The organism is Polynucleobacter sp. UK-Gri1-W3, from assembly GCF_018881595.1.
Lineage (GTDB): Bacteria > Pseudomonadota > Gammaproteobacteria > Burkholderiales > Burkholderiaceae > Polynucleobacter.
This window is the reverse complement of the sequence record NZ_JACVQA010000008.1, coordinates 398,211-421,202: the sequence shown is the minus strand read 5'-3', so window position 1 is coordinate 421,202 and position 22,992 is coordinate 398,211. Positions and strand designations below refer to the sequence as shown.

19 protein-coding genes and 1 tRNA gene are annotated in these 22,992 nt (G+C 44.9%); 14 read left to right on the top strand and 6 right to left on the bottom strand.

Annotated elements, in window-relative coordinates:
- Positions 1–3: 3 nt before the first annotated feature.
- From ICN36_RS10055 to lplT, 3 genes are all read right to left on the bottom strand, one after another.
- Entirely contained in the window at positions 4–816 is an 813-nt protein-coding gene (locus tag ICN36_RS10055) for a hypothetical protein (protein WP_216228201.1), read from the bottom strand.
- Between the two features lie 106 nt (positions 817–922).
- The gene (locus ICN36_RS10050) at positions 923–2,056 is read right to left on the bottom strand and encodes a linear amide C-N hydrolase (RefSeq protein ID WP_216228200.1); all 1,134 of its coding nucleotides are present in this window, start codon (positions 2,054–2,056) and stop codon (positions 923–925) included.
- Positions 2,057–2,294: 238 nt separating this feature from the next.
- The gene (gene lplT, locus ICN36_RS10045) at positions 2,295–3,614 is read right to left on the bottom strand and encodes a lysophospholipid transporter LplT (RefSeq protein WP_216228199.1); all 1,320 of its coding nucleotides are present in this window, start codon (positions 3,612–3,614) and stop codon (positions 2,295–2,297) included.
- Positions 3,615–3,688: 74 nt separating this feature from the next.
- On the opposite strand from lplT, the gene alr reads away from it, so the two are divergent.
- Positions 3,689–4,780 carry an alanine racemase gene (gene alr, locus ICN36_RS10040; protein ID WP_216228301.1) on the top strand — a complete coding sequence of 364 codons (1,092 nt, stop codon included), beginning with the start codon at positions 3,689–3,691 and terminating at the stop codon, positions 4,778–4,780.
- Between the two features lie 120 nt (positions 4,781–4,900).
- Here the strand turns inward: alr and ICN36_RS10035 are convergent, their stop codons facing one another.
- Entirely contained in the window at positions 4,901–5,788 is an 888-nt protein-coding gene (locus ICN36_RS10035) for an outer membrane protein assembly factor BamD (protein ID WP_216228198.1), read from the bottom strand.
- Positions 5,789–5,808: 20 nt separating this feature from the next.
- Here ICN36_RS10035 and ICN36_RS10030 point away from each other — a divergent pair, with 20 nt between their 5' ends.
- The 7 genes from ICN36_RS10030 (at position 5,809) to ICN36_RS10000 (ending at position 13,459) form a co-directional block, all read left to right on the top strand.
- Positions 5,809–6,849 (top strand): RluA family pseudouridine synthase, encoded by a 1,041-nt coding sequence (locus ICN36_RS10030; RefSeq protein ID WP_216228197.1) that lies wholly within the window; start codon positions 5,809–5,811, stop codon positions 6,847–6,849.
- Entirely contained in the window at positions 6,846–7,607 is a 762-nt protein-coding gene (gene pgeF / locus ICN36_RS10025; protein WP_216228196.1) for a peptidoglycan editing factor PgeF, read from the top strand. The genes ICN36_RS10030 and pgeF overlap by 4 nt, the downstream gene beginning before the upstream one ends.
- 114 nt (positions 7,608–7,721) lie before the next feature.
- The gene (gene phaC / locus ICN36_RS10020) at positions 7,722–9,356 is read left to right on the top strand and encodes a class I poly(R)-hydroxyalkanoic acid synthase (protein WP_216228195.1); all 1,635 of its coding nucleotides are present in this window, start codon (positions 7,722–7,724) and stop codon (positions 9,354–9,356) included.
- Between the two features lie 32 nt (positions 9,357–9,388).
- A complete protein-coding gene (locus ICN36_RS10015; RefSeq protein WP_216228194.1) occupies positions 9,389–10,129 on the top strand; it encodes a 3-ketoacyl-ACP reductase in 741 nt (246 codons plus the stop codon).
- Positions 10,130–10,249: 120 nt separating this feature from the next.
- Positions 10,250–10,810, top strand: coding sequence for a polyhydroxyalkanoate synthesis repressor PhaR (gene phaR, locus ICN36_RS10010; RefSeq protein ID WP_216228193.1), 561 nt, complete (start codon positions 10,250–10,252; stop codon positions 10,808–10,810).
- Between the two features lie 2 nt (positions 10,811–10,812).
- A complete protein-coding gene (gene rimO / locus ICN36_RS10005; RefSeq protein ID WP_216228192.1) occupies positions 10,813–12,171 on the top strand; it encodes a 30S ribosomal protein S12 methylthiotransferase RimO in 1,359 nt (452 codons plus the stop codon).
- Positions 12,172–12,274: 103 nt separating this feature from the next.
- A complete protein-coding gene (locus ICN36_RS10000) occupies positions 12,275–13,459 on the top strand; it encodes an acetyl-CoA C-acyltransferase family protein (protein WP_216228191.1) in 1,185 nt (394 codons plus the stop codon).
- A gap of 48 nt (positions 13,460–13,507) precedes the next feature.
- Here the strand turns inward: ICN36_RS10000 and serB are convergent, their stop codons facing one another.
- Positions 13,508–14,398: a phosphoserine phosphatase SerB gene (gene serB / locus ICN36_RS09995; RefSeq protein ID WP_216228190.1), complete on the bottom strand. Its 891-nt coding sequence runs from the start codon at positions 14,396–14,398 to the stop codon at positions 13,508–13,510.
- Positions 14,399–14,419: 21 nt separating this feature from the next.
- Positions 14,420–17,962, bottom strand: coding sequence for a transcription-repair coupling factor (gene mfd / locus ICN36_RS09990; RefSeq protein ID WP_216228189.1), 3,543 nt, complete (start codon positions 17,960–17,962; stop codon positions 14,420–14,422).
- Here mfd and ispD point away from each other — a divergent pair.
- The 6 genes from ispD to clpX all read left to right on the top strand — a co-directional run bounded on the left by ispD (position 17,950) and on the right by clpX (position 22,873).
- Positions 17,950–18,735 (top strand): 2-C-methyl-D-erythritol 4-phosphate cytidylyltransferase, encoded by a 786-nt coding sequence (gene ispD / locus ICN36_RS09985; RefSeq protein ID WP_255531293.1) that lies wholly within the window; start codon positions 17,950–17,952, stop codon positions 18,733–18,735. The two genes, mfd and ispD, sit on opposite strands and share 13 nt — an antisense overlap.
- A 13-nt stretch (positions 18,736–18,748) precedes the next feature.
- Positions 18,749–19,252 (top strand): 2-C-methyl-D-erythritol 2,4-cyclodiphosphate synthase, encoded by a 504-nt coding sequence (gene ispF / locus ICN36_RS09980; protein ID WP_216228188.1) that lies wholly within the window; start codon positions 18,749–18,751, stop codon positions 19,250–19,252.
- 78 nt (positions 19,253–19,330) lie between these two features.
- Positions 19,331–19,417: transfer RNA gene (locus ICN36_RS09975), tRNA-Leu, on the top strand.
- Between the two features lie 56 nt (positions 19,418–19,473).
- Entirely contained in the window at positions 19,474–20,811 is a 1,338-nt protein-coding gene (gene tig / locus ICN36_RS09970; protein ID WP_216228187.1) for a trigger factor, read from the top strand.
- A gap of 42 nt (positions 20,812–20,853) precedes the next feature.
- Positions 20,854–21,483: an ATP-dependent Clp endopeptidase proteolytic subunit ClpP gene (gene clpP / locus ICN36_RS09965; RefSeq protein WP_216228186.1), complete on the top strand. Its 630-nt coding sequence runs from the start codon at positions 20,854–20,856 to the stop codon at positions 21,481–21,483.
- A 28-nt stretch (positions 21,484–21,511) separates the two neighbouring features.
- On the top strand, positions 21,512–22,873 hold the full coding sequence (clpX, locus tag ICN36_RS09960) for an ATP-dependent Clp protease ATP-binding subunit ClpX (RefSeq protein ID WP_216228185.1): 1,362 nt from the start codon (positions 21,512–21,514) through the stop codon (positions 22,871–22,873).
- Positions 22,874–22,992: the final 119 nt, after the last annotated feature.

Sequence of the window (22,992 nt, the reverse complement as noted above, 5' to 3'; positions counted from 1 at the left end):
TTTTTATTTCGGCAACAAGACTGTTATGCCAAGAAATCCACCAAACCCCTTAGCGCTTGTAGGTGTAGTTGTGACCATATAGGTTGGACCTGCCTGTATCTGAGTATGGTAGCCAAAGAGATTAACTGTTTTGCCGCCACTAAAGGTTAACTGATTCGTAGCTGCCTTTGCATCGTAGTTGTATGTAAGTTGACTACCTAAGTTATAAGTCCAGGCAGTATCCGTTGTATAGGAAATGCTAGGCTGAACATTGATGAGATTGGCCGAACCTCCCAACATATTGTTACCAATTCCCCATGAGTTATACATTGCCGCTCCTATGACCCAATGCTCCGGGGTAAAGAATGCACCTGCTGAAACCCCAAGCCCAGTTTGTTTGGAGCCGTTATTAATATTGGTTGCAGGAAGCTGAAGGTAGGGGCCAATACCTACATAAAAAAGCTTTGCATAAACAGGCGCAATAAATGTGGCAAGCTGCATAGGCTGCGCTTGATTGGTTACTTGTTGATCATTGGTGTTGTGGTTCAGGGTAAACATCGGATTTACGATCAGCTGTAAATCTTCCCCAAGTACTACGGGAATAATGGGATTAAATCCGTATTGATTTTGCTGGGATTGGTTGCTAGCTCCCAACTTTTGGTTGTAATTGTAAGTAATCGGCAACTGAATCTGTGGATACAACCTGTTTTGCATTTTTTGGGCTGATTTAGCCTCTTCGCTCATTGTGCTTTCGGATGTTTGCGAGAAGGCAAAATAAGACAACCCCAAAAGAGCCAAAAAAATACCGAGCTTGAGTGGATTGATCAAAACAAACATCTTGCTATTTTCTTATTTTCTGGAGGCACTTCATTAATGACAACAATTCAAGCGCAACAAGAATAAAACCACCCTTAGGTGGCTTTATTCTTTGCTATCAATACATCTATTTATTTAATACAACAAAGGGATCGGCGCCCGCTTTATCCACATCGTAGCTTGAGATCGACTTGATTTCCTTAATATTAGTTAGTTTATTCATATCAACCACAGCAAAGTTCATGGCATTAATACTGCGTACATAATATTGATTACGATTTAAATCACTCATCGTAGTCCACAAGGTAACTTCACTTGAAAAACCTTTGCCACGTATTCCGTCACCTGAGCCACCAGCCCCATCAATGGTTAAATCATATGGACGATCAAAGTTATTCATGACGTGGGCCAGAAGATTCATTGCTTCATCAGGAGTCTTCCCTTTTCGAACATAATTCGCATAGAAAGCGGCTTTTACAAAACGACCTTGAGACGTCTGCGCGGAGGGCAATGCAGTCAGGGCTATACCAGAATCTTGGGTAGCTAATTGCAGCTTACCCAACTGTCCTGTATTTTTATCTACGTTTGTAAACGTATAGTTGTTCAAGTTTTGTAAATGCCATGGGAAATCAGGACCATTTGTCATCACGCCAACAGGATTGTCATACACATTCATCTTGTTGTTTGTAAACTCCACAACAAGATTATTTCCTGTTTTATCAACAAAATGATAATGCTGAGGCCATGGATTTGGGCTGAAGTCTTTAATTACAGGTAACCAAAATTCTGTCTCTTTGGTTGCGAGAGCTGCTTTTAGTTCAGCCACACTCTTAAAGTTACCTAAAGTCCATGATCCAAAATCAGTAATAGATAACAGCTTAGAGTCTTCGGCTGTAACGGGGATTGCGGTGGTTGAATTTAACCAATTGATCTTGAAGCTAAGTCCATGGTCATTCATACCATCAGCAAAAGTGACCTGCTTGGATGAGGGAAGGGCTTGAGCAGTCATGCCTAAAATTGCATACTTAGTATTAAACGTTTTACCTTGCTTGCCTGCTGGAGTAACAGATTCAATTTTTGTATTAGCTGGAAAATAGGTCATCGCAGTAGGAATCACGGAGCTAAATTCCAAGGTTCGACCATGGTAACCATTGCCATTCAGGTCCATCATCATCAGAGAGGTGCATGCAACTGCATTGCCGATGGATGCCGCAATGAATGATGTAACGGTCAGAAGACTGACTATATTTTTAATTCTCATGTGCTGCTCTCCTTTTGTATAAAAGATCGGGGCTAATCATTACTACAGGTACTGGATGATCAGCATATTTAAAAATGAATAAGGTGGCCATTTCCAGAGTCTATCTATTGAAGAATACCTTATTTATTTGCTGACTTACCCCATACATATTTTCCGCATGATCAGTATTTAAATTGTGACCTTGAACCCCAATTAGAAGAAGCTAGATAGGCATTGCGATTGAGCTTGAGCGGTAAGCTTAGTGCTTGTGTTTGCCGATTAGATGCATGGAGTCATATTCTGCTTGATTTTTGGCATGACGCCTAATAACTAACCACATGATAAGACTCACAGTTACGCCAAAACCAATAATGACAATTTGAATTGGTAAATCTAACCAGATTAGTAGTGAATAGATCAACAACATTATCAAAACAGAAATATTTTCGTTAAAGTTCTGAACCGCAATGGAGTGACCTGCCGACATCAGGACGTGGCCACGATGTTGCAGTAAGGCATTCATTGGCACTACAAAATATCCCGCCAACCAGCCGACCAAAATCAATAAGAAATAAGCAGGCAATAGATTAAGAGTTACCTGCAATTTGCCAATAGAGAAAATGCTGGTATTCGGAAGCATGTCAGAGTTGTAGATAGCCAAGACGCAGACAACTAGGCCCATGGCAATGCCATAAGGCAGAACATTCAAAGACTTACGAAGAGGTATGCGCCAAGCGGCATAGACCGCACCACCAGCAACACCGACTGCAGAAATCGCCTGAAGAATTGCGCCTTGAGATAGATTCATGTGCAGTGCGACTTGCGCCCACTTAATCACAATAAATTGCAAGGTAGCGCCAGCACCCCAGAACAAAGTGGTGACAGCTAGAGAGATTTGACCTAGGCGATCATTCCAAAGTGTCTTAAAGCAAATAGCAAAGTCTTTAACTAGCTCTATTGGATTGGTTTTTTGAGAAACGTAACGAGCGCCAGTATCAGGAATCTTTAAGTTAATTAGGGCTGCGACCACATAAATCATCATGATGATGAGAATGGCTGACTCTGCCGGAGTATCAATACCGGTTTCAAATGCAGGCAAATCTAAAGCCAAAAGACTTTGAGATACAGTGCTGCTAATAAGGATGCCGCCCAATACTGTGCCAAGAATGATTGAGCCAACGGTAAGACCCTCAATCCAACCATTGGCGGCGACTAATTTTTCAGGGGGAAGTAGTTCGGTCAGAATGCCGTACTTCGCAGGAGAGTAAGCTGCAGCGCCAAGACCTACTATGGCGTACGACATGAGTGGGTGACTGCCAAACAACATGGCAATACACCCCACAAACTTAATAGAGTTAGTGATAAACATGACGTTACCCTTAGGCCGGGAGTCGGCAAAGGCTCCTACAAAGGCCGCTAAGAGAACATAGGACAATACAAAGAACAATTTGAGCAATGGGGTCATCCAGGCCGGCGCGTGGAGCTGGGCCAAGAGGGCAATAGCCGCTATCAGGAGAGCATTATCAGCAAGCGACGAAAAAAATTGCGCCGCCATAATGATGTAAAAGCTACGGTTCATTCGTACAATCTAGTCATTAATACAATTAAAACATGAAAGGAGGGGTAAATATGGGTGAATCAGCTAATGACCTAATCAATAGGCCAATTTTGGCATCTATTCATACAGCTGCCTTTCAGCATAATTTAAACCGAGTACGAGAATTGGCCCCTGAATCTAAGATTTGGGCTGTCATCAAAGCTCGAGCTTATGGTCATTGTTTTGGTGCTGCACTGACGGGTTTAGCCTCCACTGACGGATTTGCCTTATTAGACATTCAGGAGGCCGCCTGGTTACGGGAACATGGCTGGCAAGGGCGCATTCTGCTTTTAGAGGGGTTTTTTCATGAAAATGAGCTAGCCCGAGCCGATGATTTGGCCTGCGACCTAGTCGTTCATTGTGACGCTCAAGTGGAGTGGCTGGAGCGCTTTAAGAGCAAAAACCACAAACCTTTTAATGTCTTTCTCAAAATGAATACCGGCATGAACCGCTTAGGATTTAAGCCCGAAGCTTATCGAATAGCCTTTCATCGCTTGCATGCGGCCGGCTATCACATGCACCATATGACCCACTTTGCAAATGCTGATCAGGTTGATCGACTGCCATCGGTTGGGTCTCAGCAAGACTTATTTAATGAAACGATCGTCGGCTTAGAGGGCCCTACATCCTTGGCAAACTCGGCTGCCATCCTATGGCACCGCAATGCCTTGGGTGATTGGGTGCGCCCAGGAATCATGCTCTATGGCGCTTCACCAACTGGGCAATATGCCGATATCGAGCACGCCAATCTTCAGGCGGTCATGCAGCTTCACAGTGAAATTATTGACATTCAGGAACTTAAAAAAGGGGATCGTGTTGGTTATGGCGGACGCTTTGAGGCGCCTAATGCAATGCGCATCGGTATTGTTGCTTGTGGTTACGCCGATGGATATCCTCGTCATGCAAAAGACGGCACTCCAGTATGGGTAGCCTCTGGCGATCATGGCGTTACTTGTCCATTGGTGGGCAGAGTCTCCATGGACATGCTGGCAATAGATTTGAATAACGCCCCTAACGCAGGAGTTGGAAGTGTTGTTCAGCTTTGGGGCGATAAGGTGCCTGTAGATGTTGTAGCGCAAATGAGCGATACGATTGGCTATGAATTGCTTTGTGCTGTTGCACCTAGGGTGCCTGTTGAGATCAAATAAAAAAATAACAAAGCCACGCAACAAAACCATATAACAAAGACAAATAAAAAATCCTCCGACTTGGAGGATTTTTTATTTAACTAGATATGGATCTAGAGAAGATTGCTTCTAGGGGGGGGATTACTTATTCCAGAACTGCCACCATTTGCGTTCCTTTTTAACGCGCTCTCCAGTGAGAAGCATCTCGCTATCAGGAAAGTTTAATTTAAAGACACGCGCGGAGTCATTGCTTAATTGGACCATGCCTAATTTTTCATAGGATTTAGTGAGAATGTAAAGCGCTTCTTCAACTGCAGGTGCTCGGTCATAGTCACGGATTACTAGCTGAGCACGATTGGCCGCAGCCAAATAGGCGCCACGCTGATAATAAAAACGCGCAACGATAACATCAGCTTCTGCAAGGGAGTTCACGATATAGCGCATACGATCTAAGGCATCAGGTGCGTATTTGCTATCAGGGAAGCGCTCTACAACTACCTTGAAGGATTCAAAAGCTTCTTTAGCAGCTTTCGGGTCACGTTCACTTAAATCCTGGCCGGTAAATTTACCTAGCCAACCCAAATCATCATTAAAAGTGATGAGGCCTTTTAAATAGTAGGCGTAATCTAAGCTTGGACTTCCTTGATGTAATTTAATAAAGCGATCAATTGCAACTAGCGCTTGAGTTTGCTCTTGGGCTTTCCAGTAACAATAGGCAGCATTGATTTGAGCTTGTTGTGAGTAAGGACTAAACGGAAAGCGCGCCTCTAATTTTTCAAAGTATTTGCCGCATTTAGCAAAATCAGCATCATTGAGTTTGTCAGTAGCTTCTGAATAGAGTTTTGCCTCAGACCATATATCAGTGTCATCTTTACTACCGTCACTACCTGCGCATCCACTTAAAAGCATTAATGCAATGATCAGAGTAAAAAGTAGTGTGAACGGAACGCTATAAAAGCGGGGGTTCCTTTTTTGTAGGGAAGAATTCCCAGCAAGCCTTAAACTGGCGTCTGATATTACGTCGGACATAACTGAAAGGCTCTCTAAGCGTGGCATTGCCGCAAACTCCTGAATCGAATCCCATTGATTATATCGATGATGAGGATTTCATCTCCCTAGACATTCCTTTGGAGATGGCTGGTGAGCGCTTGGACAAGGTGCTGGCAGGGTCTTTGCCCGATTATTCGCGTAATCGCCTAAAGGCTTGGGTTGAGGCTGGGGCGGTTATGGTCGATGGTAAGGTAACCAAAGCCCGTTATTTGCTCCATGGTGGCGAGAACATTAAGGTATTTCCACAAGAAATGCCTGAGCAATTTGCCTTTAGCCCAGAAGACATCCCTTTAGACGTGGTCTTTGAAGATGACACCATCATCGTGGTGAATAAGGCACCTGGCCTGGTAGTTCATCCTGCGGCTGGAAATTGGTCGGGAACACTATTAAATGGACTCTTATTTCGCTACCCCGAGCTAAAGTTGCTTCCCAGGGCTGGAATCGTTCATCGGCTAGATAAAGATACATCCGGATTAATGGTTGTGGCAAGAACATCTCAGGCTCAGACTTCATTAGTTCGCCAGCTTCAAGAGAGAACGGTGGGGCGTCGTTATTTAGCATGGGTGTGGGGCGATGCCCCAAGTCAGGGCAAAGTTCTTGCATCCGTAGGTCGAGATCAACGAGATCGCCTGAAGATGGCAGCTGGTAGCCCTCAAGGTAAACCTGCTGCCACCTTGTTCCGTCGTCTATCCAAGGGTTTGGTCGGAGAGTCCGCTGTTGCGCTCCTAGAGTGTCGCCTGGAGACAGGGCGCACCCATCAAATCCGCGTTCATTTAGAGTCGCTTGGCTTCCCCTTGGTCGGCGATCCGGTTTATCGCAAAAAAGCACCGGGTGCCGCCAAAAATCTTTCTTTCAACCGCCAAGCCTTACATGCCTTTGCTCTGAGTCTTCAGCATCCAGTTAAACAGGAGTTGATGACTTGGTTCCGCTTGCCTCCACAAGACTTATTGGATTTATTGCCACAACTTGGAATGGATGAAGAGGTTCTTCCTAAGGAGGCGGTTGTATTGGCCTCAATCGAAAATGAACTGCGTGCATGAGCTTTATTACTCCTCAATGGCCGGCACCAAGAGCTATTAATGCCTTGGTAAGCACCCGTTTGGGAGGGGTCAGCAAGGCGCCATTTGATTCTCTCAATCTTGGGGATCATGTGGGTGACAAAGATGGAGATGTTTCACAGAACAGAGCCATCTTTGCTAAAGCGCTGCCATCAGAACCCGTTTGGCTCAAACAAATCCATGGCACTGTAGTTAGCACCCCGCAAAATCGACAAACAAGCCTCAATGGGTATATTCAAGCAGATGCTTCAGTGACCAATATTCCAGGAGAGGTGTTGGCCATCATGACGGCCGATTGTTTGCCAGTGTTAATTACCAATCAAAGCGGTAGCGCAGTTGGCGCCGCTCACGCTGGTTGGCGAGGTCTTTGCGCTGGTGTTTTAGAAAATACGATCACAGCGCTACTCAAAATCTCTGAAGATAAAAATCCGAGTAATTTAATTGCTTGGATGGGTCCGGCGATTGGCCCTGATTCATTTGAGGTTGGGGAAGATGTAGTGATTGCCTTTAAAGATTCAGGCTTAGCCACTCCTTTGAATGCATTTAAAGCTATCCCCCATAAGCCTGGAAAGTTTCTGGCTGATATCTACCAGTTAGCGAGCGCGCGTTTAGAGACTTGTGGTTTACAGATGATTTTTGGTGGCCAATATTGCACCGTCAAAGACCAAGAGCAGTTTTTTTCTTATCGCCGCGATGGTGAAACCGGAAGATTTGCATCAGCTATCTGGATTACAAAATAGTTTTGTAGCAAATATACGGGTTAGTACTAGCTTATCCAAAGGGCTAGGGTATTTGCGTATAACTCTATAGTACTTAAGGGCGGAGAATGTCCCTAACTTATAGAAGAGACTAATATGTTTGCAGGCATGAATACCGGTGCAACGCCATCTTTGGCACCGCACCATATGGCACTAATTCCGCCAGAGCGTTTATCTGAAATCCAAAAAGAATATTTCACAGAGTTAGCGCACATTGCAACCAATCCTGAGGCGATTGAGCTTAAAGACCGTCGTTTCGGAGGTCATGCTTGGCACTCTTCCTGGAGCAAAGTCATTGCTGCTACCTATTTACTCAATTCCAAATATTTAATGGAGTTGGCAAAATCAGTTGAGACGGATGAAAAGTCAAAGCAAAAAATTCTATTTACTACTGAGCAGATGATTGATGCGCTTTCACCATCAAACTTTATTGCCACGAATCCAGAGGTACTAGAAAGCATTATTAGCTCCCAGGGACAATCCATTCAAAAAGGGATTGTGAATTTGTTGGGAGATATGAAAAAAGGCAAGGTCTCACAAACAGATGAGTCTGCATTTGAAGTGGGTAAAAATATTGCCACTACTGAAGGTCATGTAGTGTTTCGTAATGAGTTGTTCGAATTAATTCAATACACACCATTAACTGAGCAAGTGTTCGAGCGCCCATATTTGATGGTACCGCCATGCATCAATAAATATTACATTCTCGATTTGCAGCCTGATAACTCAGTGGTGCGCCATATGGTGAGCCAGGGCCATACTGTGTTTTTAGTTTCTTGGAAGAACCCAGATGCCTCTATGGCTCAAGTGAGTTGGGATGATTATGTCGGCAAAGGTGTAATCAAAGCGATTGATGTAGTTAAAGAGATCGGCGATACCAAGCAAATCAATATCTTGGGATTCTGCGTTGGTGGTACCTTAACTAGTTCAGCGTTAGCGGTATTAGCGGCGCGGGACGAACATCCGGCCGCAAGTTTGACGTTGTTGACTACATTGCTGGATTTTACTGATACCGGTATTTTGGACGTGTTTATCGACGAAGGCATGGTCGAAATGCGCGAGAGCTCCATTGGCGGCAAGGGCGGTAAGTTCGGCATGATGTCGGGCTTAGACTTAGGTAACACCTTTTCATTCTTGCGCCCCAATGACTTGGTTTGGAATTACGTAGTAGAAAACTACCTCAAAGGAAATTCACCGCCACCATTTGATTTGCTCTATTGGAATGGTGACTCCACCAATCTTCCTGGTGCAATGTACTGCTGGTATCTGCGTCACACCTATTTGCAAAATGATTTAGTAAAGCCTGACAAGGTCAAAATTTGCGGCGAAAAGATTGATCTCGGAAAAATTAAATGTCCCGCTTATTTGTATGCTTCGCAGGAAGACCATATTGTTCCTTGGAAGTCTGCTTACGAATCTACCCATCTTCTCAAAGGCAAAAACCGCTTCGTTCTGGGCGCATCTGGACATATTGCTGGCGTTATTAATCCACCCGCTAAAAATAAGCGCTATTACTTTGAAAATAACAAGATTGCACCAACAGCTCAAGAATGGCTAGACGATGCAAAAAAAATTCAAGGTAGCTGGTGGCCTGACTACACCAAGTGGCTAGAACAATTTGGTGGCGAGAAGAGGCAGGCAAGCTCTAATTTTGGTAATGCTAAGTACAAAAAAATGGAAGCTGCACCTGGAGTCTATGTAAAAGAAAAAGCAACACCAGAAATTCAATAACAATTAACGAAGGTTTTTAAAAGGGGAATTCAATGTCTCAAAAAGTCGCATATGTAACTGGTGGTATGGGTGGTATTGGTACCGCTATTTGTCAACGTCTTGCTAAAGACGGCTTTAAAGTGATTGCAGGTTGTGGCCCGAATTCACCACGAAAAGATCGCTGGATTGGCGAACAAAAAGCGCTTGGCTATGACTTTATTGCTTCTGAAGGTAACGTTTCTGATTGGGACAGCACTGTTACTGCCTTTGAGAAGGTCAAGGCTGAAGTAGGGCGCGTAGATGTTTTGGTAAACAATGCAGGCATTACCCGTGATAGCGTATTCCGCAAAATGACGCCAGATGCCTGGAAGGCGGTGATTGATACCAACTTGAACTCCTTGTTTAACGTTACCAAACAAGTGATTGATGGCATGGTTGAAAACAACTGGGGTCGAATCATCAATATCTCTTCTGTGAATGGTCAAAAAGGCCAATTTGGCCAAGCAAACTATTCCACTGCTAAGGCAGGCTTACACGGCTTTACGATGGCTTTAGCCCAAGAAGTTGCTACCAAGGGCGTCACCGTGAATACAGTATCCCCAGGCTACATCGGCACTGATATGGTTAAAGCTATTCGAGAGGATGTTCTTGAGAAGATTGTTTCTGGTATTCCAGTTAAACGCTTAGGTACCCCTGAAGAGATTGCTTCAATCTGCTGCTGGATTGCATCCGATGATGGTGGTTATGCCACTGGTGCAGACTTCTCATTAAACGGTGGTATTCACACTGGTTAATATTGCACTGCAGCAATTAGAGCAGTTCTTGTATTGCGCAACTTGGCGTATTTACCTTTTGGTCAACTTAAGGCTAAACTACGCTGATGTTGCGATGCAGTAAAAAAGTAAGGAAAATAAATGGTTACCCGCGCTAAACGAGCTGGCGAAGATCGGCTCATTAAGAAGTATCCTAATCGTCGTCTTTATGACACACAGACAAGCACGTATGTCACTTTGTCAGATATCAAGAATCTGGTCATGGCGACTGAAGTCTTTAAGGTGGTTGATGCTAAAACCGAAGAGGATTTAACGCGCAATATTTTGCTGCAAATTATTCTTGAGGAAGAAGCTGGTGGCGCCCCGGTGTTCTCCACACAAATGCTCTCGCAAATCATTCGCTTCTATGGAAACTCCATGCAAGGTTTGATGGGTAACTATCTTGAGAAGACCATGCAATCTTTCGTGGATATCCACAACAAACTGGGTGATCAAACCAAGGGATTGGGTACAGGTAGTACTCCAGAAGCCTGGTCTCAGATGATGAATCTGCAAAATCCCCTCATGCAAGGCTTGATGGGTAACTACATGGAACAGAGCAAGGATCTTTTCATCAAGATGCAAGAGCAAGTGCAGGGCTCGCAAAATATCTTTGGAAACTTTCCATTTTCACCACAGCCCAATAAAACTGAAAAAGAATAGTTGTGGCTGGAAAAATTGGATTTGTATCCTTAGGTTGTCCTAAGGCGCTTGTAGACTCTGAGCTTATCCTGACGCAACTCAGTGCTGAAGGATACAAGACTGCCAAAGATTACTCTGGCGCGGATCTCGTAGTCGTTAATACCTGTGGCTTTATCGATTCAGCGGTTGAGGAAAGTCTGTCTGCTATTGGTGAAGCCTTATCTGAAAACGGTAAAGTGATTGTAACTGGCTGTCTAGGTGCCAGAAAAAATGCGGATGGTAGTGACCTTATTACAAGCATTCACCCTAAGGTCCTTGCTGTTACTGGGCCGCATGCCACAGCCGAAGTAATGCAGGCAATTCATTTGCATCTGCCTAAACCGCATGATCCATTCATAGATTTAGTTCCTCCAGCCGGAGTCAAGCTCACACCAAAGCATTACGCATATCTCAAAATTAGTGAGGGATGTAATCATCGCTGTACTTTTTGCATCATCCCCAATATGCGTGGTGATTTAGTTTCACGACCGATTGGTGAAGTGCTGCTTGAAGCTAAGCGCTTATTTGAGTCCGGAGTAAAAGAGTTGTTAGTAGTCTCGCAGGATACGAGTGCTTATGGTGTTGATATTCAATATCGCACCGGCTTTTGGGAAGGCAAACCAGTTAAAACCAAAATGTTTGATTTGGTAAATGCCTTAAATCAAATTGCGCGGGAACATCAGGCTTGGGTTCGATTGCACTATGTCTATCCATACCCACATGTAGATGATGTCTTGCCCTTGATGGCGGAGTTCGCAGAGCATGGCTATGGCGTGTTGCCGTATTTGGATATTCCGCTGCAACATGCCCATCCAGATGTTCTAAAGAGGATGAAGCGACCAGCCAGTGGCGAAAAGAATTTGGAGCGTATCTTGGCATGGCGTGAGGCTTGTCCTGATTTGGTGGTTCGCAGTACCTTTATTGCAGGCTTTCCCGGAGAGACTGAGGAAGAGTTTGAATATCTCCTCAATTTCCTAGATGAAGCGCAAATTGATAGGGCCGGTTGTTTTGCCTATTCGCCTGTTGAGGGTGCTACCGCCAATCAATTAGATAATCCAGTGCCAAGTGAGCTGCGGGAAGATCGTCGGGCTAGATTTATGGCCAAGGCGGAAGATATCTCCATTAAGCGGCTTGCTAAAAAAATAGGCAAGCGTATTCAGGTGATTATTGATCGAGTAGATGATTCTGGTGGAATCGGTAGAACTATTGGTGATGCCCCTGAAATTGATGGTCTGGTTAAGGTTTTGCCCGCAAGTAAGCCCTCTAAACGCTATCGTGCTGGCGACATCATCAAGGTTACTGTCATTAACTCCCAAGGGCATGACCTAATAGCCGAAACTTGACGAATAGAATAAAACTGATGGTTGGAATATTCATTTAGTACTTATTTAGTGCTTATTTAGTGCAGTGTCAGCTCTATAAAGGGGCTTAGCAAAGGGGATTGATATGAGTCGTGATGTCGTTGTCTTAAGTGCAGTTCGTTCTGCAATTGGTACCTTTAACGGCGCTCTCAGCAGTTTTGAGCCGTCTGAGCTCGGCGGTATCGTAATGAAAGAAGCGGTTGCCCGCTCAGGCGTTGATCCTGCATTGATTAATTACATCACTGTAGGCAATACCATTCCAACAGATAGCCGTTACGGTTATGTTGCACGCGTTGCATCGATTCAAGCTGGCCTGCCAATGGAATCAGTGGCTATGGCATTAAATCGTTTATGTAGTTCGGGTTTACAAGCGATCGTTACAACTGCGCAGCAAATTATGTTGGGTGATTGTGATTACGGTATTGGCGGTGGTGTAGAGGTAATGTCCCGCGGTATGTACGGTTCTCCAGCGATGCGCAGTGGCGCACGTATGGGCGATACCAAGATGATTGACTTGATGGTTGGTATTTTGACTGACCCATTTGGTGTTGGTCATATGGGCGTTACAGCAGAAAATCTTGTTGAAAAGTGGAGGCTCACACGCGATGAGCAAGATGCTCTGGCGGTGGAATCTCATCGTCGTGCAGCACATGCCATTAAAGAAGGCCGTTTTAAATCTCAGATCGTGCCAATCACTATTAAAACTCGTAAGGGTGACGTAGTGTTTGATACCGATGAGCATGTTAAGCCTGAAACCACTATGGAAACACTAGCCAAGATGAAGGCTGTTTTCAAAAAAGAGGGTGGCTCTGTTACTGCCGGTAATGCTTCTGGCATTAATGATGGCGCTGCTTTCTTTGTATTGGCCGATGCTGAAACTACCAAGAAAGCAGGTCATAAGCCAATTGCTCGTTTGGTATCTTATGCGGTAGCTGGTGTGCCAAACCACATCATGGGTGAAGGCCCAATACCTGCAACCAATATAGCTCTTGAGCGTGCTGGTCTTAAATTAGATCAAATGGATGTAATTGAATCTAACGAGGCTTTTGCTGCGCAAGCGTTAGCAGTTGCTAAAGGTTTGGGTTTAGATCCAGCCAAGACCAACGTAAATGGCGGTGCAATCGCTTTAGGGCACCCAATTGGTTGTTCAGGTGCAGCGATTGCTACCAAAGCTATTCATGAGCTTCATCGTGTTCAAGGTAAATATGCTTTGGTAACCATGTGTATTGGTGGTGGCCAAGGTATTGCAACTATTTTTGAGCGCTTATAAATCTTTATATAAACGCGTAATGATTACCTCGATCTCTAGGGTAAAAACTTAAGAGATCAGTAGTAAGGCAGCATCTAAGCCGACCCGGTCAAAAGCCGCGTCGGCTTTTTCTTTGACGACAGGTTTGGCTTTATAAGCAACGCTAATGCCTGAGCCGTTCATCATGATGAGGTCGTTTGCACCATCACCCATTGTGATTGCGTTAGCCTTAGTGCATCCAATGCGGGCGCAAGCCTCATCTAGGTGAGCAGCCTTCGCTGCGCCATCGACAATATCGCCAAGCACCTGGCCAGTTAGTTTCCCATCAATGATTTCTAAGGTATTTGCTTGAGTTTGCTTAAAACCTAATTGCTGACGAAGTTTTTCAGTAAAGAAAGTAAACCCACCAGAGACAAGAAGTGTATAAATCCCTCGCTCGTTAGCTCCAGCTAGAAGCTCTGCAGCACCAGGATTGGGGCGAAGGCGTTCACGATAAACTGATTCCAGTGCATCAGCATGTACTCCTTCTAAAAGGGCGACACGTCTTCTTAAGCTCTCTTTAAAGTCTTTGATCTCACCGCGCATAGTGGCTTCGGTAATTTCAGCTACAGCAGATTTCTTTCCTGTGAAATCAGCAATCTCATCAATGCATTCAATATTAATAAGTGTGGAATCCATATCCATGGCCAATACACGAATATCTTGAGGCAATAAATCAGGCTTTATAAAGCAAAGGTCAGCATTGGAGCTAGCAGCAATACTTCGAAGTTGTTCACGTTGGGTAGTATCCAGGTGAAAGTTGGATTCAAAGCGCTCGACATAATAACTTCCATTGCTGGTTTGCCCGCCGATAGAATGCAAGGAGACGCCAAATTTCAGCGCATGATCTTTTAATGAAAAGATTAGCTTTTCCGCGATTGGATCTCTAGATATTGCTACAAGGACTTGGTGTTTGGCCATGACTTAATCATAATCGGATTATTAACTTATTTTTGCCGTGCTTAACACTGCTGAATCATTGAGGCGACGCAAGATATTGCGTATAGCGTCAAGACGTTGTTCTAGCTTCTCAAATTCACGCTCCTTTTGGGGGAGTACTTTGAGCTTATCTTGGCCATTGAGTTGGATAAATTTTGATGACTGAATAAGCTGAATGATCTTCATGGGATCAATTGGTGGGTTTGGGATGAATTGTATTTGTATCGAGGCAGGGGTTGCGTCAATTTTCTTAATACCAAACCCAGTCATTTCCAGTCTCAGGCGATGAGTTTCATAAAACGACTTAGCTTGATCGGGTAAATCACCAAAACGATCCACTAATTCTTCACGCAATCCCATAAGCTCTGAGAAATCATTTGTTCCAGCAAAACGTTTGTAAAGGGATAAGCGCTCATGGACATCAGGGCAGTAATCTTCAGGAAATAACGCGGGTACACCAAGGTTAACGTCGGTGGTTGCTTGGAGTGGCGAAAGCAAATCTGGTTCTTTGCCGCTACGAAGCGATTTGACTGCGCGATTGAGCATCTCGGTATATAGCTGAAAACCAATCTCATGGATTTCACCAGACTGTTTGTCGCCCAACACTTCACCAGCACCACGAATCTCTAAATCATGCATGGCCAAATAGAAGCCCGAGCCAAGCTCCTCCATGGCTTGAATGGCATTGAGACGCAACTGCGCTTGTTTGCTTAAGGCTTCCGGATCAGGAACCAGTAAATAGGCATAAGCCTGATGGTGAGATCGACCCACACGACCTCGTAATTGATGTAGTTGGGCTAAACCAAATTTATCAGCGCGATGCATGATGATGGTGTTAGCTGTTGGTACGTCAATACCAGTTTCAATAATGGTGGTGCATAGCAAAATATTGGTACGTTGCGTTACAAACTCACGCATGACGGATTCCAGCTCACGTTCATGCATTTGTCCATGCGCTACGCTAATACGAGCCTCAGGAATAAGTTCTTGTAATGCATGCTTACGATTCTGAATGGTTTCTACTTCATTGTGCAAGAAGTAGACCTGACCGCCACGTTTAATTTCTCGCAGGATAGCTTCGCGAATGACGCCATCTCCCTCGCGTCTTACAAAAGTTTTAATGGCAAGACGCTTCTGTGGTGCAGTAGCAATGATTGATAGCTCCCGGAGGCCTTCCATAGCCATGCCTAACGTTCTAGGGATAGGGGTAGCGGTCAGTGTCAGGATATCGACCTCCGCACGCAATGCTTTTAGAGCATCTTTTTGCCTAACACCAAAGCGATGTTCTTCATCAACAATCACCAAGCCAAGATTGGCAAATTGAGTTTCTTTGGAAAGAAGCTTATGCGTACCAATAATGATGTCAGCATCGCCTTTGGCAATGGCTTCTAAGGCGGCGTTAATTTCTTTGGTGGTTTTAAAGCGAGAGAGTTCAACTATACGTACTGGCCAATCTGCAAAGCGGTCTTTCCAGGTGGCCACATGTTGTTCAGCAAGAAGGGTGGTGGGAGCCAGAATAGCGACTTGCTTACCACCCATTACAGCAACAAAGCTTGCGCGCAATGCCACCTCTGTTTTTCCAAAGCCAACATCACCGCAAACCAGACGATCCATAGGCGTGCCGCTAGTCATATCGCCAATCACAGCCGCAATTGCGTTGGCTTGATCTGGCGTTTCTTCGAAGCCAAAGCTCTCTGCAAAAGCCGCATAGTCATGAGCTGAAAATTCAAAAGCATGGCCTTTGCGAATGGCTCTAGCCGCATAAAGACTTAATAGTTCTGCAGCGGTATCTCTAATCTGTTGAGCTGCTTTACGTTTCGCTTTATCCCACTGACCTGAGCCTAGTTGGTGCAGTGGCGCTGAGTCAGGGTCAGAACCTGCATAGCGGGTGACCATCTGCAGCTGTTGAACAGGAACATATAAGGTTGCTTCACCCGCATATTGCAGATGAAGAAATTCCTCAAAAATAGGGGCCTCTTTTGGCGGAGCTAAATTGAGTAGTACCAAGCCTTGGTAGCGCCCAATACCATGCTCTGCATGTACTACAGGGTCGCCGATCTTGAGCTCAGAAAGATCCTTAAACAACATGTCAGGATCTGAGCTCTCATTAGCCTTGCCTTTGCGTCGCTGTCTTGCTGTTGTGGTGAACAGCTCGGCTTCTGTGATGACAAGCAGATTTTCTGCTGGCCATGAAAATCCATTGAAGAGTGGAGCGGTTACCAAGCCAAATAAAGAATTACTTTTTATAAACTCCGCAATACTTTCAAAGCCCTCAGGCTTAAGGGGGTAGAGTGGTTTGCCATCCTGCCCAGCGACCGAATTACTCTCTTCAAAGAGTTGACGAATCGATTCTTTGCGTCCGGCGCTATCGCTGCAAACTAAAACACGAACCTTTTCAGATGCGACTACTTTGCGAAGGAGGCTTATCGGGTCGGCATCTCGACGATGAACCGCAATGTCGGGAACTGCTAGAAACTGACCCTTCTCTGCGGCGTCTTTTTCAAGCGTTAGTCGCGCATAGGATTTAGAGCTAGTAAAAAATTCATCAACGTCTAGGAATAGTTCTTTTGGTTGAAGAATAGGTCGATCAAGATCGTGCTTAAGAAATTCATAGCGAGAGAGCGTGTCTTTCCAGAAGCCTTTGATGGTTTCTTCTACATCACCAATAGATACTAGCCAAACAGGGTCGCCTGAGCGAGGGAAATAATCAAAGAGATTGGATTGCTCTTCAAAAAAGAGGGGCAAATAGGATTCGATACCTGCACTGGGTATTCCTAAGTTAGCGTCTTTATAAATCGAGCAACGGGTAGGGTCACCCTCAAAGACCTCTCGCCAACGACCTCTAAAGGCAGTGCGTGAAGCATCATCAAATGGAAACTCATGGCCCGGGAGAAGTCGGACTTCCTTTACAGGGTAGAGGCTGCGTTGGGTATCGGGATCAAACGCCCGAATTTGTTCAATCTCATCGCCAAATAAATCGAGGCGGTAAGGTAGGCTAGATCCCATGGGAAATAAATCAAACAGACCGCCACGAATGCTGTATTCGCCTGGGCGCATCACTGCGCTGACTGGGTCATAGCCTGCTTGTTGTAGCTGCAGCTTTAATGCAGCCTCGTTTAGCTTGTCACCTTGCCTGAAGAAAAAAGTATGTCCGGATAAAAAGTTCGGAGGCCCTAGTCTTTGTAATGCAGTGGTTACTGGAACTAAAACAATGTCGCAGCTGCCGTTGAGTAACTCATAAAGAGTTGCTAGCCGCTCTGAGACTAAATCCTGATGCGGTGAAAAATGGTCGTAGGGGAGAATCTCCCAGTCCGGAAGAAGCCTGGTTTTGAGTTGTGGAGCAAAAGCAGGAATTTCTTCTAAAAGTCGTTGGGCTTCCTGGGCTTGAGCGCAGAAAATGACCATGACTGAAAACTGACTGCGATAGCGTAAGGCGGTCTGAGCAATTAGAGCGGCATCGGCTGAGCCGATTAGCCCTGAAAAAGTAAAGCGCTGCCCAGCCCGGGGTGCGGGTATGGGGGGTGCTAGATTTAATGCGTCAGACATCTGCGCTCATTATAGAATCAGGCATGGGTTCTGGAAAACATTCGAATAGAAAATGTCATGCGCTTTTGCCAACAGCAGGTACAGGCTCGCGCCTAGGCGGGGAGTTGCCTAAGCAGTTTCAGCAGCTAGCCGGAAGGCCTATGGTCTCTTATGCGCTTGAAGCCTTTAAGGAATCTCCACAGATTCAATCTATTTGGATTGGCGTGAGCCCTAGTTTTATTGAAAACCCTATTTTGAGAAGCATCGCTAATATCGGGGCAGATATTCATGCTGTGCCAACTGGTGGCCCAACCCGACAGGAAACCGTCCGTAATACCTTGGCTGCAATGATGCAGTCAGGCATTCCTGGGGATGATTGGATATTGGTCCATGATGCAGCTCGGCCAGGAATCACGCCCACATTAATTACTAAGTTAATTGATTCAGTAAAAGAATCTCATGTTGGCGGCATATTAGCCGTGCCTTTAGCTGATACCCTAAAGCAGGCGGACCTGGATTCAGTTGTTGCCGGAAATATTCCACACGCAGAAAGAACCATTTCACGCGAACATCTTTGGCAAGCGCAAACACCACAAATGTTTGGATTAAAGCAATTGCATGATGCACTTGAAAGTGCAATCCGTCTTGAGGCGGATGTTACGGATGAGGCTAGTGCTGTAGAACTCACCGGTGCCAAGCCTTTATTAATTGAAGGCGCTGCGCGCAATTTCAAGGTGACCCATCCTGCAGATTGGGAATTAATGCAATTGCTCTTATCTACAAGCGCTATTTAATGAGAGATACAAAATGACTCAAAGCAATCCTCATATTCCACAATTTCGTATTGGCCAAGGCTACGATGTCCATGCTTTAGTCGCTGACAGAAAACTCATTTTGGGCGGCGTTCATGTGCCTTTTGATAAGGGCCTTTTAGGTCATTCAGATGCCGATGCTCTTCTTCATGCCTTAACAGATGCCTTACTTGGTGCTGCTGGCTTAAACGATATTGGACAGTTATTTCCAGATACTGACCCTCAATTTAAGGGTATGGATAGTCGAATTTTGCTCAGAGCTGCTCTACAAAAGGTGCAAGCGGCAGGATTTCAGATCGGTAATGTCGATGCAACCATTATTTGCCAAAAGCCTAAATTGGCGGATTTTTTGCCGGAAATGGTCCGCAATATTGCCGTTGATTTGGCTGTAACCCCCAGCCACGTCAACCTCAAGGCTAAGACCAATGAATCTTTGGGTCACTTAGGCAGAGGCGAGGGTATTGCCGTTCACGCAGTAGCTTTGCTCTATAAGGCCTAAAAGATTCTCTAAAACCCTAGGCATTGTAGAATTACGGTCTTTAGAGTGAAGTCTAGGCTTGGCAGTTTGCGGAAATTCGCGAGGATGGCGAAATTGGTAGACGCACCAGGTTTAGGTCCTGACGCCAGAAATGGTGTGGGGGTTCGAGTCCCCCTCCTCGCACCATAGATTGCTACTTGGCTTGGACTTCACATTTCCAGATCTTCAATTAAGAGACGAGAATGGCTGTGCAGATAGAAAATTTAGGTTCACTAGACCGCAAAATGACTTTGGAATTCGCTCGTGCTGATTTAGCAAAAGCGCGTGAAGCCCGTTTGGCAAAAGTAGGTAAGACCATGAAAATGGCAGGCTTTCGCCCAGGTAAAGTTCCGAAGAACCTCGTTGAAAAACAACATGGCATGCAAGTGGATTTTGAGCTCCAGTTTGATAAAGCGGCTGAACTTTTTTATGAGCAAGCTCAAAAAGAAGGCGTTGCATTAGCTGGACAACCACGTCTTGAGCCAAAGAGCGAAATTGATGCTGACAAAGTTGTTTTTGATGCTTTCTTTGAAGTATTGCCGGAAGTAAAGATCGGCGACTTTAGCAAAGCAGAAGTGACTAAGTACGCAACGGATATCGGTGAAGCAGAAATTGATCGTGCTTTAGATGTATTGCGCAAACAGCAAGTTCATTACCACCCTCGTGGTGTGGCTAGCGCCCATGGTGATGGCGGCTCCAATGCGGCAGCTCAAAACGGCGATCAAGTGGTTATCGACTTTGTTGGCAAAATTGATGGTGTTGAATTTGCTGGCGGTAAAGCAGAAAACTTTGAGTACGTATTGGGCGAAGGTCGCATGCTTCCTGAGTTCGAAGCGGCTACTTTAGGCCTTAAAGCGGGTGAGAGCAAATCATTCCCATTAAGCTTCCCAGCCGATTACCACGGTAAAGATGTTGCTGGTAAGACAGCAGAGTTCACTATTACTGTGAAGTCTGTCAATTGGCCGCATTTACCAGCTGTTGATGATGCGTTTGCTCTATCTTTGGGTGTTGCTGAAGGCGGTGTTGCAAAAATGCGTGCTGAAGTAAAAGAGAATTTAGATCGTGAAGTAAAGCGTCGCATCACATCATTGATGAAAAATGAAGTGATGGATAAGCTCAATGATTTGTGTGAGCTTGATGTTCCAAAGTCATTGGTTGCCTCTGAGCAAGATCGCTTAGTTGAAACTGCTCGTCAAGATTTGATGCAGCGCGGTGTTCCTAATGCTAAAGATGCTCCGATTCCTGCTGAGATTTTTGCAGAACAAGCTACCAAGCGCGTACGCCTTGGTTTGATCTTGAGCGAGTTAGTTAAGCAGCAAAACTTGGCTGCTACTGCTGATCAAATCAAAGCTGAAATTGATGAGCAGGCTGCTACTTACGAAGATCCAAAAGAAGTGGTTCGCTGGTTCTATAGCAATCCAAGCCGCTTGAAAGATATCGAAAATGTTGTGCTTGAAGACAATGTGATTCAGTATTTCACATCACAGGCTAAGGTAATCGATAAGGCAGTTACCTTCGAAGAACTCAGCAAGCTAAACTAAGTTATTAACAAAGTCACCCATTTACCCATAAGAGGTTTCAAAATGATCTACAACCATTCTCAGTCTGAAAATTTAGAACCAAAAGGCTTGGGCTTAGTTCCAATGGTGATTGAAACCTCTGGTAGAGGTGAGCGCGCTTATGACATCTACTCCAGATTGTTGCGTGAGCGCGTTGTCTTCTTGGTAGGTGAAGTAAATGATCAAACCGCTAATTTGGTTATTGCGCAGTTACTGTTCCTTGAGAGCGAAAATCCAGATAAAGAAATTTCTCTGTATATCAACTCACCAGGTGGTTCCGTTTCAGCTGGCCTAGCCATTTACGACACTATGCAATTTATCAAGCCTCACGTGAGCACTTTGTGCATGGGTATGGCTGCAAGCATGGGCGCATTTCTACTATGCGCAGGCGAGAAGGGCAAACGTTATGCCTTGCCAAACTCGCGAGTAATGATTCATCAGCCATTAGGCGGTGCTCGCGGTCAAGCATCCGATATTGAGATTCAAGCCCGCGAGATTCTGTACTTACGTGAGCGACTCAACAAAATTTTGGCTGATCGCACTGGTCAATCAATTGAAACCATCGCTAAGGATACAGATCGCGATAACTTCATGTCTGCAGATCAAGCGCGTGACTACGGCCTGATCGACAAGGTTATTGAGAAGCGTCCTTAAATCGTTATAGATATATATTGAGCATACTTTGAGCGATACCAACACCACTAATTCAACAAATAAAGTTCTACATTGTTCTTTTTGCGGCAAGAGCCAGCATGAAGTTAAAAAACTCATTGCTGGACCATCTGTATTTATTTGTGATGAGTGTATTGATCTCTGTACCGACATTATTCAAGAAGAAATTGCCAAGCTTCCGAAGGAAGAGGGCGATGATTCTTTGCCAACGCCCCACCAAATTCGCGAGAATCTAGATCAATATGTGATTGGTCAGGATCACGCAAAGAAAACCCTGGCGGTAGCTGTTTATAACCACTACAAACGCTTACAGTATTTGCCCAAGCCTAAGAAAGAGAAGCTTGACAAAGATGGCAAGCCAGCAGAGGGTGCGGATAAAAAAGAATCTAAGCTTCCAGCTAAAGCAATGGTTGATGGCGTGGAATTGGCAAAGAGTAATATTCTCTTGATCGGCCCTACGGGTTCAGGCAAAACGTTGTTAGCTCAGACTTTGGCTCGTATGTTGGATGTGCCCTTTGTAATGGCTGATGCAACCACGCTCACCGAAGCGGGTTATGTTGGCGAAGATGTGGAAAACATTATTCAGAAGTTATTACAGGCTTGCGACTACAACGTAGAAAAAGCGCAACGCGGTATTGTTTATATTGATGAGATCGATAAGATTTCACGTAAGTCAGATAACCCTTCCATTACTCGTGATGTATCCGGTGAGGGCGTTCAACAAGCATTGTTAAAGCTGGTTGAGGGAACGATGGCAGCCGTACCACCCCAAGGTGGCCGTAAGCATCCAAACCAAGACTTCTTGCAAGTAGATACAACGAATATTTTGTTTATTTGCGGTGGCGCATTTGATGGTCTGGAAAAAGTTATTCAGCAGCGTACTGCCAAAACAGGCATCGGTTTTAATGCAACCGTTCCCGGTAAAGATGATCGCGGTGTAAGTGACCTGTTAATTGAAGTGGAGCCAGAAGACTTAATCAAGTTTGGCTTGATCCCAGAGTTGATTGGCCGCTTGCCAGTTGTTGCAACTTTGGCTCAGTTGGATGAAGCGGCTTTAATCCAGATTCTGACAGAGCCAAAAAATGCCTTAGTTAAGCAATATCAGGCACTCCTCAAGATGGAGGGCTCTGAGCTTGAAGTCCGCCTTGAAGCACTCTCATCTATAGCTAAAAAGGCCATTGCCCGTAAAACTGGTGCGCGTGGTCTTCGATCTATTCTTGAAGGCTCATTAATGGATGTGATGTATGACTTGCCATCTCTCAAGAATGTGCAAAAGGTGGTTATCGATGAAAGCAGTATTGCTGATGGCGGAAAACCACTTTTGGTCTACAAACAAGATGCAGAACAGGTCGATTTAAGCAAAAAAGCCTAATTTCTTAAGGTTTTCGACATTTTTGGGGCATTTTTGCCCCTTTTTTGTCTTTTTACCCCTTGTTTTTCTCTAAAGCCTACCCATATAGGTAGTATGCTACTCATGAATAATGTATCTAT